Below are 14,106 nucleotides of genomic sequence, written 5' to 3' on the forward strand. Positions count from 1 at the left end.
ACGGCTACTCAGCAGACGTGGGGCGGCGGCCGGACGGCCTCTCCGGCGCCGAGTCGCTCAGCCCTGGTTCTGGCTGGCCAGGGCCGCGGAGAGTTCGCGGGCGATCTGCTGGAGCACCGGCACGATCTTCTCCGTGGCCGTCTCCGTGACCCGTCCGGCCGGCCCCGAGATGGAGATGGCCGCCGCCGTGGGGGAGTCGGGCACGGACACCGCGAGGCAGCGGACCCCGATCTCCTGCTCGTTGTCGTCCACGGCGTACCCCAGCTGCCGTACCTCCTCCAGCGCCGCGAGGAAGCCCTCCGGCGTGGTGATGGTCTTGTCGGTGGCCGCGGGCATGCCGGTGCGGGTCAGCAGCGCGCGCACCTCGTCGTCCGGGACCCCGGCGAGCAGCGCCTTGCCGACGCCGGTGGAGTGCGGCAGGACCCGCCGGCCCACCTCGGTGAACATCCGCATCGAGTGCTTCGACGGCACCTGGGCGACGTACACGATCTCGTCGCCGTCGAGCAGCGCCATGTTGGCCGTCTCGCCGGTCTCCTCCACCAGTCGGGCCAGGTACGGCCTGGCCCAGGTGCCGAGCAGCCGGGAGGCGGACTCGCCGAGGCGGATCAGGCGGGGGCCGAGCGCGTAGCGCCGGTTGGCCTGCTGGCGCACATAGCCGCAGGCGACCAGCGTGCGCATCAGGCGGTGGATGGTGGGCAGCGGCAGGCCGCTGGCCGCGGACAGTTCGCTCAGGCCCACCTCGCCGCCCGCGTCCGCCATCCGCTCGAGCAGGTCGAAGGCGCGCTCCAGGGACTGCACCCCGCCTGCGGCGGAGGGCTTGGCGGAGTCGGTGGTGCTGGCGCTGGACGTCGGCACGGCGCGTTCCTTTCGGGACTGGCGGGAGAGCAGAAGCCTACCCGGCAGTCGGTTGACTCCCCGCTTGTACGTAGCTACGTTCTGCTTGTTGGAATTCTAATTCCGCTTTGTGGAAACGTCCAGAGTGGGTATGCCTCGCGTGCCACCTCGAAGGGTGCCTCTTGACGGCGGAGTAGGGGAAGTGAAGACTCCTTCAACAGAACGTTGAAGTCCGTTACGTGGGTGTAAATCCCGTTTCCTGGGTGTGAATAACGGCGGTATAGAGAGGGGTTCGGGTGTCCGACGCTGAACTGGTGCTGCGCTCGACGCGGGTGATCACTCCGGAGGGCACGCGGGCCGCCACGGTCACCGTGTCCGGCGGGAAGATCACGGCCGTCCTGCCGTACGACGCCGAGATTCCGGCCGCGGCCCGGCTGGAGGACGTCGGCGACCACGTGCTGCTGCCCGGCCTGGTCGACACCCATGTGCACGTCAACGACCCGGGCCGCACCGAGTGGGAGGGCTTCTGGACCGCCACCCGCGCGGCGGCGGCCGGCGGCATCACCACCCTGATCGACATGCCGCTCAACTCCCTGCCGCCCACCACCACGGTCGAGCACCTGCGGATCAAGCAGGACGTGGCCCGGGACAAGGCGCACATCGACGTCGGCTTCTGGGGCGGCGCCCTGCCCGACAACGTCAAGGACCTGCGCCCGCTGCACGACGCCGGCGTCTTCGGCTTCAAGTGCTTCCTCTCCCCGTCCGGCGTGGACGAGTTCCCGCACCTCGACCAGGACCAGCTCGCCCAGTCGATGGCCGAGACGGCCGGGTTCGACGGGCTGCTCATCGTGCACGCCGAGGACCCGCACCACCTGGAGAGCGCCCCGCAGCACGGCGGCCCGAAGTACGCCGACTTCCTCGCCTCCCGCCCGCGCGACGCCGAGGACACCGCCATCGCGAACCTCATCGCGCAGGCCCGGCGCCTGAACGCCCGCGTGCACGTGCTGCACCTGTCCTCCTGCGACGCCCTGCCGCTGATCCGCGCCGCCCGCGCCGAGGGCGTACGCGTGACGGTGGAGACCTGCCCGCACTACCTCACCCTGACCGCCGAGGAAGTCCCGGACGGCGCCAGCGAGTTCAAGTGCTGCCCGCCCATCCGCGAGTCCGCCAACCAGGACCTGCTGTGGGAGGCGCTGGCCGACGGCACCATCGACTGCGTGGTCACCGACCACTCGCCCTCCACCGCCGACCTGAAGACCGACGACTTCGCCACCGCCTGGGGCGGCATCGCCGGCCTCCAGGTGAGCCTGCCGGCGGTGTGGACCGAGGCCCGCAAGCGCGGCCACACCCTGGAGGACGTCGTCCGCTGGATGTCCGCGCGGACCGCGGAGCTGGTCGGCCTGACCCAGAAGGGGGCCATCGAGGCCGGCCGCGACGCCGACTTCGCCGTCCTCGCCCCCGACGAGACCTTCACCGTCGACCCGGCCGGCCTCCAGCACCGCAACCGGGTCACCGCCTACGCCGGCAGGACCCTGTACGGCGTCGTCAAGTCCACCTGGCTGCGCGGCGAACGCATCGTCGCCGACGGCGAGTTCACCGAACCGAAGGGGACGCTGCTCAGCCGGACCCGCTGAATCCCACCCACCGAGCCCCGAAAGGAAGAACTGATCACCGTGACGGCGATACCCAGCTTCACCGGCGACGCGAACCCCTACGGAGGCGGCGACCCGTACGCGGACTACCGCACCGCCGACTTCCCCTTCACCCAGTACGCCAACCTCGCCGACCGGCAGCTCGGCGCCGGTGTCATCGCCGCCAACGACGAGTTCTTCGCCCAGCGGGAGAACCTGCTGGTGCCCGAGCGGGCCGAGTTCGACCCCGGGCACTTCGGCCACAAGGGCAAGATCATGGACGGCTGGGAGACCCGCCGCCGCCGCGGTGTCTCCGCCGAGCACCCCTGGCCCACCGCCGAGGACCACGACTGGGCGCTGGTCCGCCTCGGCGCGCCCGGGGTGATCCGCGGCATCGTGATCGACACCGCTCACTTCCGCGGCAACTACCCGCAGGCCGTCTCCGTCGAGGGCGCCTGCGTCCCCGGCTCGCCGTCACCCGGGGAACTGCTCGGCGACGACGTGAAGTGGACCACCCTCGTCCCGCGCACCCCGGTCGGCGGCCACGCGGCCAACGGCTTCGAGGTCACCGCCGAGCAGCGCTTCACCCACCTGCGGATCAACCAGCACCCCGACGGCGGCATCGCCCGCCTGCGGGTGTACGGCGAGGTCGTCCCGGACCCCGAGTGGCTGGCGGCCCTCGGCACCTTCGACGTGGTCGCGCTGGAGAACGGCGGCCAGGTCGAGGACGCCTCCAACCTCTTCTACTCGCCGGCCACCAACACCATCCAGCCGGGCCGCTCGCGCAAGATGGACGACGGCTGGGAGACCCGCCGCCGCCGCGACCAGGGCAACGACTGGATCCGCTACCGGCTCGTGGCCCAGTCCGCGATCCGCGCCGTCGAGATCGACACCGCCTACCTGAAGGGCAACAGCGCCGGCTGGGCGTCGGTGTCCGTCCGTGACGGCGAGGACGGCGAGTGGACCGAGGTCCTGCCGCGCACCCGCCTCCAGCCCGACACCAACCACCGCTTCGTCCTGCCCGAGGCGGCGGTCGGCACGCACGCGCGGATCGACATCTTCCCCGACGGCGGCATCTCCCGGCTGCGCCTGTTCGGCTCGCTGACCGAGCGCGGCGCGAGCGGCCTGGCCGCCCGTCACCAGGAGCTGGGCGGCTGATCCCCGCTCACGCGCGCGTGGGGCGCCCCGGCCGGACAGCACCGGGGCGCCCCCGCGTCACCCATGGGGGCCCGCCTACCGCCGGTCCGGAACTCTTCCGTCCACCTGACACGTTCTTTCTGACGTGACCCTTCAGCAAGAGATCGTCGGCAACGCCATGCAGATGGCGGTCGTCAACCTGCGTCCCGGCCAGACCGTGTACTGCGAGGCCGGGAAGTTCCTGTTCAAGACGGCGAACGTGACCATGGAGACCCGGTTGTCCGGCCCGTCGGGCGGCGGCGGACAGCAGCAGGGCGGCTCCGGCGGCATGGGCGGGCTGCTGCGCCAGGCCATGGGCACCGCCATGCAGGTCGGGCAGCGCATGCTCGCCGGTGAGTCGCTGGCCTTCCAGTACTTCACCGCCCAGGGCGGCGAGGGCACGGTCGGCTTCGCGGGCGTGCTCCCCGGGGAGATGCGCGCGCTGGAGCTGGACGGCACGCGCGCGTGGTTCGCCGAGAAGGACGCCTTCGTGGCCGCCGAGTCCAGCGTCGAGTTCGGCATCGCCTTCGCGGGCGGGCGCACCGGCATGAGCGGCGGCGAGGGCTTCGTCCTGGAGAAGTTCACCGGGCACGGCACGGTGATCATCGCCGGCGCGGGCAACTTCATCGACCTGAACCCGGCGGACTTCGGCGGCCGGATCGAGGTCGACACCGGCTGTGTGGTCGCCTTCGAGGAGGGCATCCAGTACGGCGTCCAGCGCGTCGGCGGCCTCAACCGCCAGGGGATCATGAACGCCGTCTTCGGCGGCGAGGGCCTGTCCCTGGCGACCCTGGAGGGCAACGGCCGGGTGATCCTGCAGTCCCTCACCATCGAGGGCCTGGCCAACGCCCTGAAGAAGGCCCAGGGCGGCGACAAGCAGGGCCCGACCGGCGGACTGTTCTCCACCCACGCCGGCTGAGTCTCACTCCCCCCGGGGCCCAGCCGCGGCGGGCCGGGCCCCGGGGTGTCGCGCCGTTCCTCGGGCCGGCCCCGTGGGGGAGGGGCTCAGCAGCCGTAGTCGATCAGGTCGAACGAGGCGTAGTGGTCCGCCGTGTAGTAGTCCTCCCGGTACTTCTGACCGGTGACGATGCGCCGGGCACCGCGGGTGGAGGAGCCCGGAGTGATCACGGTGTACTCGTGGTAGTAGCCGGCCGTGTGGCTGGGCAGGACGCCTTCCCGGTTCTGGAAGACGCTCCCGTCCTGGGAGTACGGATACGGGCCGCCCTGGTCGATCAGTTCCAGGGTGTCGTACGCCTGGGCGGGCAGGCTGCCGTAACAGACGCTGCCGACCGAGGCCGCCGAGGCGTCCGCCGTGGTGGCCGTGACGGTGCCGCCCACGAGGAGGGCGGACAGGAGGGCGGCCGCTGCACCGATGCGCGTCGCGCGTGGGGGGAATCTCATGGCCTCATCATGACGCGCGTAGAACATGGCATGTCAATGTCAATCACAGAGTGTTCGCCGGTACGTCCGATGATTTTCCCGGGGGTTAACCTACGGCCGCTTCCGGCTGTCCGCCGCGGCGAACAGGGCGAGCGCCAGCACCACGAGCGCCACGCTCGCGTAGACCTCGTAGCCGTCGAGGAAGCCGAGGCGCTGCACCAGGCCCACCCGCCAGTCGGTGAACTCGTGCACCAGGCCCATGACCCCCTGCACCAACGCGATGAATCCGAGAAGTTCCAGTAGCTGCTTCACCCGGCGACTCTCGCCCGGCGGCGGCTTCCCGCGCATCGGCCGCGCGGCGAGCGAGCACCGCCGAAAGCCCCCGTTCCGCGGCGGCGGACCGCGCCGAAAGTTCTCCGGAGGTGCGACTTCGGTCGGTGCCGCCGGTCGTACGGTCGCTGATCCCCGGTCCGGGGCGGCGGCAGAGCCCCGGCCCCGCATAGATTTGCCGACCGTGAGCGACGACGAGCGGACGCGGGCGCCGGGTGGGTTCACGGGACGCCGGTGGCTGTTCCCGTCCACGCTGATCCATGAGCTGGACCCGGACGCCGGGTCCTCCGGACGACGGCCCCGGCGCACCGCGCGGGACTGGGTCGTCGACTTCTCCTGCTTCCTCCTGGCCGTCCTCATCGGCCTTGCGGCGGCGCGGTCCCTGCCCGAGGAGACCGGCCTGCCGCGCTCCCTCGCCACGCTCGACCAGGTGCTGGGCGCCCTGTCCTGCGCCGCCGTCTGGCTGCGCCGCCGGTGGCCGGTCGGGCTCGCCGTCGCGATGTTCCTGGTCGGCCTGCTGTCCAACTGCTCGGGCGGCGCCGCCATGGTCGCCCTGTTCACGCTCGCCGTGCACCGGCCCTTCCGGTACGTCGCCTGGATCGGCGGCGCCGGCCTCGCGCTGGTGCCGCTGGTGTACTGGGTGCGGCCCGACCCCGACCTGTCCTACACCGGTGTTCTCGTGTTCATCACGCTGCTCACCGTGTCGATCATCGGCTGGGGCATGTTCGTCCGCTCCAAGCGGATGCTGATGCTGAGCCTCAGGGACCGGGCGCACCGGGCGGAGACCGAGGCCCGGCTGCGCGCCGAGCAGGCGCAGCGGCTGGCCCGCGAGGCCATCGCCCGCGAGATGCACGACGTGCTCGCCCACCGGCTCACCCTGCTCAGCGTGCACGCGGGCGCCCTGGAGTTCCGGCCGGACGCGTCCCGCGAGGAGATCGCGCGGGCCGCCGGGGTGATCCGGGAGAGCGCGCACGAGGCGTTGCAGGACCTGCGGGAGATCATCGGCGTGCTGCGGGCCGGCGACGGAGAGGAGCCCTCCGGCGGGCGGCCCCAGCCGACGCTGGCCGCGCTGGACGCCCTGGTCGCCGAGTGCCGTGAGGCCGGGATGAAGGTCACCCTGGACCATCGCGTCGCCGACCCGGCCGCCGTCCCCGCCTCCGTCGGCCGCACCGCCTACCGCATCGCACAGGAGGCCCTGACCAACGCCCGCAAGCACGCCCCCGGCACCGAGGTCACCGTCCGCCTGACCGGTGCCCCCGGCGACGGCCTGACGATCACCGTCGCCAATCCGGCACCGCCCGCCGAGGTCCCGCCCGTCCCCGGCTCCGGCCAGGGCCTGATCGGCCTCACGGAACGCGCCACCCTGGCCGGCGGCCGACTCCGGCACGCCCCGCGGCCCGACGGAGGCTTCGAGGTCCGGGGGTGGCTGCCGTGGCCGCGGGGGTAAGGGGGACCGAGGGATCGGCCGTCTCGGGCCTGGGGTGCTTCGGGGATCCACTTCGGGGTGCGGGCACCTGGATCCGCCGTCCGGGGCTGGGGGCGTCTCGGGGATCCGCTGTCCGGGGCCGCAGGCGCTTCGGGGATCCCCCGACCGGGGGCCGGGCACACTTTTGGGCGTTCGCTTCGGGGTGCGGGTGCCGTCGTGGATTCGTTGCTCTGGGTCGGCGGCGGTTCGGGGATACGTCTCGGTTGCGGGCGTCTTGGGGATTCGCCGTCCGGGCTGGGGGTGCTTCGGGGATCCGTTGTCCGGGCCCGGGGACGCTTTGGGGAGGTTCGCTCCTGGTTGCGGGTGCCGTCGGGGATTCGCCGCTCCGGGCCGGCGACGCTCCGGGGAACCGCCCGGTCGCGGGCGTCCTGGGGATCAGCCCTCCCGGGCTGGGGATGCTTCGGGGATCCGCCCCGGGCCGGGGTCGCTTCGAAGTCTCCGCCCCATACTGCGGGCGCCTCGGGGATCCGCCGTGCCGGGTCGTGGGCGCCTCGGGAATCCGTCCCGGTACGGGGTCGCTCCGGGGTTCCGTCCCGGGCCTGGGTCGCTCCGGGGCTCCTGCCCGGGCCGGGCTCGCCTCGGGACTTCGTCAGGGCCGCAGTCGTCTCGGGGATCCGCCGTCCCGGGTCGTGGGCGCCTCGGGAATCCGTCCCGGTACGGGGTCGCTCCGGGGTTCCGTCCCGGGCCCGGGTCGCTCCGGGGCTCCTCCCCGGGCCGGGCTCGCCTCGGGACTTCGTCCGGGCCGCAGTCGTCTCGGGGATCCGCCGTCCCGCGCCGCCGGCCGTGATTACGTAACCCCATGACTGCGACGCCGATCAGACTGCTCCTCGTGGACGACGACCCCTTGGTACGCGCCGGTCTGGCGCTGATGATCGGCGGGGCCGGGGACATCGAGGTCGTCGGGGAGGCCGCCGACGGCGCGGAGGCCGAGGAACTGGTGCGGCGGACCCGGCCGGACGTCGTCCTCATGGACATCCGGATGCCGGCGGTGGACGGGATCACCGCGACCCGGCGGCTGCGCGCGCGGCCGGACGCGCCGCAGGTCGTGGTGCTCACCACCTTCCACGCCGACGAACAGGTGCTGCACGCGATGCGCGCCGGCGCCGCCGGCTTCGTGCTGAAGGACACCCCGCCCGCCGAGATCGTCGACGCCGTGCGCCGGGTCGCCGCGGGCGACCCGGTGCTGTCGCCCGCGGTCACCCGGCAGTTGATGCGGCACGCGGCCGGCACCGCCGCCGACGCCCGGCGGACCCGGGCACGCGAACGGCTGGCCGTCCTGGGCGACCGGGAGCGCGAGGTCGCCGTCGCCGTCGGGCGCGGGCTTGCCAACGCGCGGATCGCCGCGGAGCTGTTCCTCAGCGTGGCCACCGTCAAGGCCCACGTCTCCCGCGTCCTCGCCAAGCTCGGCCTCGACAACCGGGTGCAGATCGCGCTGCTGGTCTACGACGCGGGGCTGCTGGACGGCGACGAGGAGGGAGGCGTCGGCGCCGACGGTTTCCAGGGCGCCGGCTGAACCGGTCGCGGGAAATCGCCGCCGGAACCTACCGGCCCCCAATATGTCCGGACAACCTGACTACACGACTTCCCGTCAACCAGGCACCGGACTACGCTCGGCCCCGTGCCGAAACCAGATGTGGGCCCGACCGTGGCGCTCGACCTCCGCGTGGACCGTAGCTCGCCGGTGCCGTTGTACTTCCAGCTCTCGCGGCAGCTCGAGTCCGCCATCGAGCACGGCAGTCTCACCCCGGGCAGCCTGCTGGGCAACGAGATCGAGCTGGCCGCGCGGCTCGGACTGTCCCGGCCGACCGTCCGCCAGGCGATCCAGGCCCTCGTCGACAAGGGGCTCCTGGTCCGGCGCCGGGGCGTGGGCACCCAGGTCGTGCACAGCCAGGTCAAGCGCCCGCTGGAACTGAGCAGCCTCTACGACGACCTGGAGGCGGCCGGGCAGCGCCCCGCCACCCGGGTGCTGGTCAACACGGTCGTACCGGCCCCCGCCGAGGTCGCCGCCGCGCTCGGCGTCCCCGAGGGCGGTGACGTGCACCGCGTCGAACGGCTCCGCCTCGCCCACGGCGAACCCATGGCCTACCTGATCAACCACCTGCCGACGGGCCTGCTCGACCTGGACACCGACCGGCTGGAGGCCACCGGCCTGTACCGGCTGATGCGGTCCGCCGGAATCACCCTGCACAGCGCCCGCCAGGCCATCGGCGCCCGGGGCGCCACCGCCACCGAGGCCGAGCGGCTGACCGAGCCGGAGGGCGCCCCGCTGCTGACCATGCGGCGCACCACCTACGACGACACCGGGCGCGCGGTGGAACTCGGCGACCACACCTACCGCCCGAGCCGCTATTCCTTCGAGTTCCAGCTGCTGGTGCGGTCCTGACCGGGCCCCGGTATTCGATGAGATGTCCGGACAAAGCGACCGTTCCCCGGTCCCCGGTCGTGCCATGCACGGCCGGCATGTCCGATACTGAAGTGTTTGGGGCAGGTGAAATCGCCGCCGGGACGCGCCCACGGTGAGGTCGCCCGCCCCTTATGTGCGTCGCGGCAGAGCAGCAGACGTACGTCGGAGCAGAGCAGAAGCGGCAAGAAGGGCACGGCCTCGTGGCACGGTTTCGGACCTGGGTAGGCATAGCGCTGGCGGGGGCACTCTCCGTGTCCCTCGCGGCGTGCAGCAGCACCGGAGGAAAGCGGGCGGAGGACGCCCGCAAGGCCGCCGCCGCCCAGGGCAGGGCGGCGGTGAACACCCCGCGCTGGACCTTCGCGATGATCACCCACTCGGGGGACGGCGACACCTTCTGGGACATCGTCCAGAGCGGCGCCAAGCAGGCCGCCGTCAAGGACAACATCAACTTCCTGTACTCCCACGACGACGAGGCCCAGCAGCAGGCCCAGCTGGTGGACGCGGCCGTGGACAAGAAGGTCGACGGCATCATCGTCACCCTCGCCAAGCCGGACGCCATGAAGGCCGCCGTGGCCCGCGCCGAGAAGGCCGGCATCCCGGTGATCACGGTGAACTCCGGCTCCGAGGAGTCCAAGGCCTTCGGCGCCCTCACCCACATCGGCCAGGACGAGACCATCGCCGGCGAGGCCGTCGGCGAGGAGCTGAACAAGCGCGGCAAGAAGAAGGCCCTGTGCGTGCTGCACGAGCAGGGCAACGTCGGCCACGAGCAGCGCTGCGACGGCGTCGCCAAGACCTTCCGCGGCACCCTGGGCAAGCTCTACGTCAACGGCACCAACATGCCCGACGTGCAGTCCGCCATCGGGGCCAAGCTCCAGGCGGACAGGTCGATCGACTCCGTCGTCACCCTCGGCGCGCCCTTCGCCGACACCGCCGTGAAGGCCAGGACCGACGCGGGCAGCAAGGCCGAGATCGACACCTTCGACCTCAACCCCAAGGTCGCGGCGGCGCTCAAGGACGGCACCCTCGGCTTCGCCGTGGACCAGCAGCCGTACCTCCAGGGCTACGAGGCCGTCGACCTGCTGTGGCTGTACAAGTACAACGCCGACGTCCTCGGCGGCGGCAAGCCGGTGCTGACCGGCCCGCAGATCGTCACCAAGGAGCAGGCCGCCGAGCTGGCCGAGTACACCGATCGGGGTACCCGATGAGCACGGTCACCGATCACAAGCCGCTCGACGAACGGCTGCTGCCCGCCTCCCCGCTGCGCAAGCTGCTCGCCCGCCCGGAGCTCGGCTCGGTCGTCGGCGCCCTGGCCGTCTTCCTCTTCTTCGCCTTCGTCGCCGACGGTTTCCTGCGTGCCACCAGCCTCAGCACGGTGCTGTACGCCTCGTCGACCATCGGCATCATGGCCGTACCCGTCGCGCTGCTGATGATCGGCGGCGAGTTCGACCTCTCGGCGGGCGTCATGGTGACGTCGTCCGCGCTGATCTCCTCGATGTTCAGCTACCAGATGACGGCGAACACCTGGGTCGGCGTCGGCGTGTCGCTGCTGGTCACCCTGGCCGTCGGCGCCTTCAACGGCTTCATGCTCACCCGCACCAAGCTGCCCAGCTTCATCATCACGCTGGGCACCTTCCTGATGCTGACCGGCATGAACCTGGGCTTCACCAAGCTGATCGACGGCACGGTCTCCACCAAGACCATCGGCGACATGGAGGGCTTCTCCAGCGCCCACGCCGTCTTCGCCTCCACGCTCACCGTCGGCGGTGTCGACGTGAAGGTCACCATCCTGTGGTGGCTCGGCATGGTCGCCGTCGCCTCCTGGATCCTGCTGCGCACCCGCACCGGCAACTGGATCTTCGCCGTCGGCGGCAACGCGGACGCGGCCCGCGCGGTCGGCGTCCCCGTGGCCCGCACCAAGATCGCCCTCTACATGGGTGTCGCGTTCGGCGCCTGGGTCTCCGGCCAGCACCTGCTCTTCTCCTTCGACGCCGTCCAGTCCGGCGAGGGCGTCGGCAACGAACTGATCTACATCATCGCGGCCGTCATCGGCGGCTGCCTGATCACCGGCGGCTACGGCAGCGCCGTCGGCTCGGCCGTGGGCGCGCTGCTGTTCGGCATGACCAGCAAGGGCATCGTCTTCGCCGAGTGGAACCCCGACTGGTTCAAGTTCTTCCTCGGAGCGATGCTGCTCCTCGCGACCCTGCTCAACGCCTGGGTCCGCAAGCGCGCGGAGGCGACCGCATGACCCTCGTCGAACTGACCGACGTCAGCAAGCACTACGGCACCGTCCGCGCCCTGGAGGGCGTCTCCCTCGAGGTCCACGCGGGCGAGATTACCTGCGTCCTCGGCGACAACGGCGCGGGCAAGTCGACCCTGATCAAGATGATCGCGGGCCTGCACCGGCACGACGGCGGCACCCTGCGCATCGAGGGCGAGGAGACCACCCTCTCCTCCCCGCGCGAGGCCCTGGACCGGGGCATCGCCACGGTCTACCAGGACCTGGCCGTCGTCCCCCTGATGCCGGTCTGGCGCAACTTCTTCCTCGGCTCCGAGCCCCGCAAGGGCGTCGGCCCCTTCAAGCGCATGGACATCGACCTCATGCGCCGCACCACCCGCGAGGCGCTGCTGCGCATGGGCATCGACCTCAGGGACGTCGACCAGCCCATCGGCACCCTCTCCGGCGGCGAACGCCAGTGCGTGGCGATCGCCCGTGCGGTCCACTTCGGCGCGAAGGTCCTCGTCCTGGACGAACCGACGGCCGCCCTGGGCGTCAAGCAGTCCGGTGTGGTCCTGAAATATGTGGCCGCGGCACGCGACGAGGGCCTGGGTGTTGTTCTGATCACCCACAACCCGCATCACGCGTATCTCGTAGGCGACAGATTCGTGCTCCTGAGGAGGGGCACGATGGTGGGCAATTACACACGGGACGAGATCACCCTGGACGAACTGACCCAGCAGATGGCCGGCGGCTCCGACCTGGACGCCCTGCGCCACGAACTGCAACGAGACTGAAGGACGCGCCCCCTCCCTCCCCGCCCCGTACGGCACCCGGCGTGAGCGTGCGGCAGAATCGACCAACGATGAGCACCTACCGCGACCTCACCGCCCCCATCGGCTCCCGCCGAGCCCCCGTCCTGCGCACCGTCGGCACCAGGGAGCGCCGGTCCCACCTGACCGCCCCCCGTGTGCCCACGGTCGGTATCGACATCGGCGGCACCAAGGTCATGGCGGGCGTCGTCGACGCCGACGGCAACATCCTGGAGAAGCTCCGCACGGAGACCCCGGACAAGTCCAAGAGCCCGAAGGTCGTCGAGGACACCATCGTGGAGCTGGTCCTGGACCTCTCCGACCGGCACGACGTGCACGCGGTCGGCATCGGCGCCGCCGGCTGGGTCGACGCCGACCGCAACCGCGTCCTGTTCGCCCCGCACCTGTCCTGGCGCAACGAACCGCTGCGCGACCGCCTCGCCAGCCGGCTGTCCGTGCCGGTCCTCGTGGACAACGACGCCAACACCGCCGCCTGGGCGGAGTGGCGCTTCGGCGCCGGCCACGGCGAGGACCACCTGGTGATGATCACCCTCGGCACCGGCATCGGCGGCGCCATCCTGGAGGACGGCCAGGTCAAGCGCGGCAAGTTCGGCGTCGCCGGAGAGTTCGGCCACATGCAGGTCGTGCCCGGCGGCCACCGCTGCCCGTGCGGCAACCGCGGCTGCTGGGAGCAGTACAGCTCCGGCAACGCGCTCGTCCGCGAGGCCAAGGAGCTGGCCGTCGCCGACTCCCCGGTGGCCTACGGCATCATCGAGCACGTCAAGGGCAACATCGGCGACATCACCGGCCCGATGATCACCGAGCTGGCCCGCCAGGGCGACGCGATGTGCGTGGAACTGCTCCAGGACATCGGCCAGTGGCTCGGCGTCGGCATCGCCAACCTGGCGGCGGCCCTCGACCCGTCCTGCTTCGTCATCGGCGGCGGCGTCTCGGCCGCCGACGACCTGCTCATCGGCCCGGCCCGGGACGCCTTCAAGCGCCACCTCACCGGGCGCGGCTACCGCCCCGAGGCCCGCATCACCCGCGCCCAGCTCGGCCCCGAGGCGGGCATGGTGGGCGCCGCCGACCTGGCCCGGCTGGTCGCGCGCCGGTTCCGCCGGGCCAAGCGGCGCCGGGTGGAGCGCTACGAGCGTTACGAGCGCTACGCCCAGGCCCGCCGCGACCGGGACACCGCATGACGCCCTCGCTGCCCCACCAGGCCGGTCCGCCACCACGGCCGGCCCGGCCCGCCGAGGTCCCCCGGCACAAGGCCCGGCGCCGGGCCCTCACCCTGCTGATCATCGTCCTGCTCATCGGCGTACCGGCCGGCTATCTGGTGATCTCGGCCAACCAGAGCCGCGACAGCGGCAAGGACAAGGAGGCCAAGTACTCCGCGACCGGCCTCACCGCGGGCTGGCCGTCCAAGGTGCAGCGCCGCCTCTACCAGGTGTCCGTCCCGCACCCCGCCGAGGACGTCGCCTACTACGAGACGAACAACTGGAAGACCAGCCGCCTCTACGTCCAGTTCCGCACCAACCCCGCCGGCCTCGACAGCTTCCTGGGGGCCATGGGCGTACGCCGCGAGCAGCTGCGGAAGGACGAGATCACGATCGGCGAGCGCGACCGCGAGGTCAGCGGCTGGACCTTCGGCGGGCGCGGCCCCTGGTGGGGGCTGACCCACGAGCAGAAGAACCCCGCACCCACCCAGGACGTGGTCGTCAACCTGTCCGACCCCCGGCTCCCGATGGTGTACGTCGTCTCCCGCACGGTCCCCTGACCAGGGGCCCCGTCCGGGCTCCGGAGCCGATTGTCAGACCCCGCCCGTAGAGTCGAGGACG

General features: G+C 71.9%; 14 protein-coding genes. 11 read left to right on the top strand and 3 right to left on the bottom strand.

Annotated features, from left to right (window positions below; translation table 11 throughout):
* Positions 1 to 57: 57 nt before the first annotated feature.
* Complete coding sequence (locus IE251_RS15165; protein WP_189753470.1) at positions 58 to 855, bottom strand: IclR family transcriptional regulator; 798 nt, start codon at positions 853 to 855, stop codon at positions 58 to 60.
* A 275-nt stretch (positions 856 to 1,130) separates the two neighbouring features.
* Between IE251_RS15165 and allB the strand changes: the two genes are divergently transcribed.
* The 3 genes from allB (at position 1,131) to IE251_RS15180 (ending at position 4,560) form a co-directional block, all read left to right on the top strand.
* Positions 1,131 to 2,468 carry an allantoinase AllB gene (allB, locus tag IE251_RS15170; RefSeq protein ID WP_189753471.1) on the top strand — a complete coding sequence of 446 codons (1,338 nt, stop codon included), beginning with the start codon at positions 1,131 to 1,133 and terminating at the stop codon, positions 2,466 to 2,468.
* 39 nt (positions 2,469 to 2,507) lie between these two features.
* Positions 2,508 to 3,623, top strand: coding sequence for an allantoicase (gene alc / locus IE251_RS15175; RefSeq protein WP_189753472.1), 1,116 nt, complete (start codon positions 2,508 to 2,510; stop codon positions 3,621 to 3,623).
* Between the two features lie 124 nt (positions 3,624 to 3,747).
* A complete protein-coding gene (locus IE251_RS15180; protein ID WP_181795935.1) occupies positions 3,748 to 4,560 on the top strand; it encodes an AIM24 family protein in 813 nt (270 codons plus the stop codon).
* Positions 4,561 to 4,646: 86 nt separating this feature from the next.
* Here IE251_RS15180 and IE251_RS15185 read toward each other — a convergent pair whose 3' ends face one another.
* Both IE251_RS15185 and IE251_RS15190 read right to left on the bottom strand, forming a co-directional pair.
* Positions 4,647 to 5,042 (bottom strand): guanyl-specific ribonuclease, encoded by a 396-nt coding sequence (locus IE251_RS15185; protein WP_189753473.1) that lies wholly within the window; start codon positions 5,040 to 5,042, stop codon positions 4,647 to 4,649.
* Between the two features lie 90 nt (positions 5,043 to 5,132).
* The gene (locus IE251_RS15190; RefSeq protein WP_030617166.1) at positions 5,133 to 5,333 is read right to left on the bottom strand and encodes a hypothetical protein; all 201 of its coding nucleotides are present in this window, start codon (positions 5,331 to 5,333) and stop codon (positions 5,133 to 5,135) included.
* Positions 5,334 to 5,535: 202 nt separating this feature from the next.
* On the opposite strand from IE251_RS15190, the gene IE251_RS15195 reads away from it, so the two are divergent.
* The 8 genes from IE251_RS15195 (at position 5,536) to IE251_RS15230 (ending at position 14,045) form a co-directional block, all read left to right on the top strand.
* Positions 5,536 to 6,798 (top strand): sensor histidine kinase, encoded by a 1,263-nt coding sequence (locus IE251_RS15195; protein ID WP_229896775.1) that lies wholly within the window; start codon positions 5,536 to 5,538, stop codon positions 6,796 to 6,798.
* Positions 6,799 to 7,636: 838 nt separating this feature from the next.
* Complete coding sequence (locus tag IE251_RS15200; RefSeq protein WP_189753475.1) at positions 7,637 to 8,350, top strand: response regulator transcription factor; 714 nt, start codon at positions 7,637 to 7,639, stop codon at positions 8,348 to 8,350.
* 132 nt (positions 8,351 to 8,482) lie between these two features.
* Positions 8,483 to 9,220 (top strand): GntR family transcriptional regulator, encoded by a 738-nt coding sequence (locus IE251_RS15205; RefSeq protein WP_189753693.1) that lies wholly within the window; start codon positions 8,483 to 8,485, stop codon positions 9,218 to 9,220.
* Positions 9,221 to 9,441: 221 nt separating this feature from the next.
* Positions 9,442 to 10,446, top strand: a complete 1,005-nt coding sequence (locus tag IE251_RS15210; RefSeq protein WP_189753476.1) for a sugar ABC transporter substrate-binding protein — start codon at positions 9,442 to 9,444, stop codon at positions 10,444 to 10,446.
* Entirely contained in the window at positions 10,443 to 11,486 is a 1,044-nt protein-coding gene (locus IE251_RS15215; protein WP_189753477.1) for an ABC transporter permease, read from the top strand. Before IE251_RS15210 ends, IE251_RS15215 begins: the two co-directional genes overlap by 4 nt.
* On the top strand, positions 11,483 to 12,253 hold the full coding sequence (locus IE251_RS15220) for an ATP-binding cassette domain-containing protein (protein WP_181796299.1): 771 nt from the start codon (positions 11,483 to 11,485) through the stop codon (positions 12,251 to 12,253). The genes IE251_RS15215 and IE251_RS15220 overlap by 4 nt, the downstream gene beginning before the upstream one ends.
* 68 nt (positions 12,254 to 12,321) lie before the next feature.
* Positions 12,322 to 13,467, top strand: coding sequence for an ROK family glucokinase (locus tag IE251_RS15225; RefSeq protein ID WP_189753478.1), 1,146 nt, complete (start codon positions 12,322 to 12,324; stop codon positions 13,465 to 13,467).
* Entirely contained in the window at positions 13,464 to 14,045 is a 582-nt protein-coding gene (locus IE251_RS15230; RefSeq protein ID WP_189753479.1) for a sugar kinase, read from the top strand. The genes IE251_RS15225 and IE251_RS15230 overlap by 4 nt, the downstream gene beginning before the upstream one ends.
* Positions 14,046 to 14,106: the final 61 nt, after the last annotated feature.

Source organism: Streptomyces eurythermus, from assembly GCF_014649115.1.
Taxonomy (GTDB): Bacteria; Actinomycetota; Actinomycetes; order Streptomycetales; family Streptomycetaceae; genus Streptomyces; species Streptomyces eurythermus.

Excerpts from the sequence above, each read along its gene's own strand:
- IE251_RS15215 (WP_189753477.1), top strand. The coding sequence starts at position 10,443 with ATGAGCACGGTCACCGATCACAAGCCGCTCGACGAACGGCTGCTGCCC.
- IE251_RS15200 (WP_189753475.1), top strand. The coding sequence starts at position 7,637 with ATGACTGCGACGCCGATCAGACTGCTCCTCGTGGACGACGACCCCTTG.
- IE251_RS15185 (WP_189753473.1), bottom strand. The coding sequence starts at position 5,042 with ATGAGATTCCCCCCACGCGCGACGCGCATCGGTGCAGCGGCCGCCCTC.
- IE251_RS15225 (WP_189753478.1), top strand. The coding sequence starts at position 12,322 with ATGAGCACCTACCGCGACCTCACCGCCCCCATCGGCTCCCGCCGAGCC.
- IE251_RS15230 (WP_189753479.1), top strand. The coding sequence starts at position 13,464 with ATGACGCCCTCGCTGCCCCACCAGGCCGGTCCGCCACCACGGCCGGCC.
- IE251_RS15220 (WP_181796299.1), top strand. The coding sequence starts at position 11,483 with ATGACCCTCGTCGAACTGACCGACGTCAGCAAGCACTACGGCACCGTC.